The organism is Thalassobacterium maritimum (genome assembly GCF_031127805.1).
In the GTDB taxonomy this organism is placed as follows: Bacteria; Verrucomicrobiota; Verrucomicrobiia; order Opitutales; family Coraliomargaritaceae; genus Thalassobacterium; species Thalassobacterium maritimum.
The window spans coordinates 1-1,846 of sequence record NZ_JARXHW010000122.1 but is presented as its reverse complement, the minus strand read 5'-3'; the positions used below and the strand labels follow the sequence as shown (position 1 = coordinate 1,846).

2 protein-coding genes are annotated in these 1,846 nt (G+C 44.9%); both read right to left on the bottom strand.

The window, feature by feature from the left end; all coding sequences use genetic code 11:
• Positions 1-144: 144 nt before the first annotated feature.
• Entirely contained in the window at positions 145-630 is a 486-nt protein-coding gene (locus QEH52_RS19460; RefSeq protein ID WP_308952624.1) for a hypothetical protein, read from the bottom strand.
• 380 nt (positions 631-1,010) lie between these two features.
• Entirely contained in the window at positions 1,011-1,688 is a 678-nt protein-coding gene (locus QEH52_RS19455) for a hypothetical protein (RefSeq protein ID WP_308952623.1), read from the bottom strand.
• Positions 1,689-1,846: the final 158 nt, after the last annotated feature.

The window sequence follows — 1,846 nt, the reverse complement described above, 5'->3', positions numbered from 1 at the left end:
TTTTCACTAATTTACGCTTATGATGAGGTTTCATTTTTCGTTCTTAGCGTCGGGTTGGATAAGCGGTCATTAGCGTAAATAAGCGGTTAAAAAAATACGTCTGCTAGGATTTCCTTTTTCAATTTTCTTCCCTGATCGTAGAGATCAGCGGATGCGAGCCGACTGATTTAGATTAACACTGGCGGCGTTACTCGCATTCGCTGGATCGACTGGTTGGATCATTTCTTCTAAGTTGGTGAAGTCCTCGATTTCGAATGTCGGACCACCATGTGACGACTGTAATCGTTGTTCCATGTCCGAAAATGCATAGATTGTTCCGACGTCGGACTGAAAAATAGGATGCCAATTCTCATCTTCTGCTTTCACTTCCCTGATCATAAACACAACTTGATCAAATTCACTTGGCTTTAGAATACGAGCCTTGACAAAATTAACATATATTTTCTCTCCACCGACACCTGGGGTTAGCTTCATCCCTGTATCGCTTCCAGCCTCCGATAAGATTATGAACTTTCCGAATCCTCTAATGCCCGAAAATGAAGGAAGAATGTTCTGATTCGCCTGTTTTTCCTCGGCGCAACTGAATGCTACAGCTAGCAAAACGATTATAGTGAGAGTTTTAATTTTCATTTCATCCAACGTCAAGAGGTGGCACGTAGTGAGGCACGAACGGAGTTGACCACTCTCGCCTGGATATACCCTCGGTCAGTCCCCATGCACTCGACCTGTCCTGTCGCCTCAGTGTTCATTTCTTGGTTTAGTTTGATTGGTTAAAGATGGTTAGAATCTGGATTTCTTCAATTCAATTATTCCCAGAGGCCAGCAGCTTGTCACGGCGTAATCAAATGAAGACGGAAGCTGGGAACCGCTTATAACCGCTAATGTTACGCTTATAATTGAATCTATTTTGTTGTGACACGTCGTGCTGGATAAGCGTTCAATAAGCGGGGATAAGCGGTTGAAAATCTGGGTTCTTTCTTCTGTATATCGAACGTAGCTCTGGCGCGGCTTTAGCCGTTGCCCACTGCGTCTTGATCTGCCCTCGTGCCTTTTATTGTTACGTCAATCTCATAGCCTAGGAAAAACGACTCCTGCCCAGGCTTAGGTTTCTGGAAGACAAACTCGAATATCGCGTCATCCTGAGGATTCACAACCCCATTCAATTCTATTTCTTTCTTCTCAACTAAGTTGTTTTCGGCGTCATACAAATAGGCGGTGGCGGCGACCTCTTTCCAGCCTACATTGCTTATGTTTCTGTATTTTTGGGTGCCGTATATCTCGCTCTCATTCTGCCCCTGCGTAAAGCGCGATACTGAAAACGCATCCTCGACTTTCTCGTAAGTCAGCGTTCCGTCTTTGAGCCATTTGCTGACATGATCCGGTGGCTGTTCGTCCAAAGCAAAATAGAATCGCTGGATTTCCTCGCTAATTCTTTTTCTGTGTTTCTCTTCTGAATATATGGTTTGAATTGAAGCATCCCTGCAGATTCCGCCTTCGATGTAATTTCGAATAAGCATTATCACTTTATCGTCTTGGCCGTTCGCTACCAGAGTTCCTTTCAGTAGCTCGGCATGCTGAAAATTCACGATCTGCTCCTGGTCAAGAAAGTCCATTCCTTCTCTCACGAAGAGGCCAGTCGCTGCGCAGCCAACGATAAAGCTGATAATGGCTATGAGAGTGGTCTTCATTTCTTTGCAGATCGTAGAGCTCTGGCGACGGCGCGTTAGCGACGTTGCCCAGCAGCGACTGGGTATGCCCGGCATGTTGATAAACTAATATGGTTAAAGTCCATTGTGAAAGACCTGAATAACAAATCAATCACTAGAGAAGCACAAGTGCGTAATCG

What these genes read in the sequence shown, in the direction of transcription:
- QEH52_RS19460 (WP_308952624.1), bottom strand. Translation starts at nt 630, where the DNA reads ATGAAAATTAAAACTCTCACTATAATCGTTTTGCTAGCTGTAGCATTC.
- QEH52_RS19455 (WP_308952623.1), bottom strand. Translation starts at nt 1,688, where the DNA reads ATGAAGACCACTCTCATAGCCATTATCAGCTTTATCGTTGGCTGCGCA.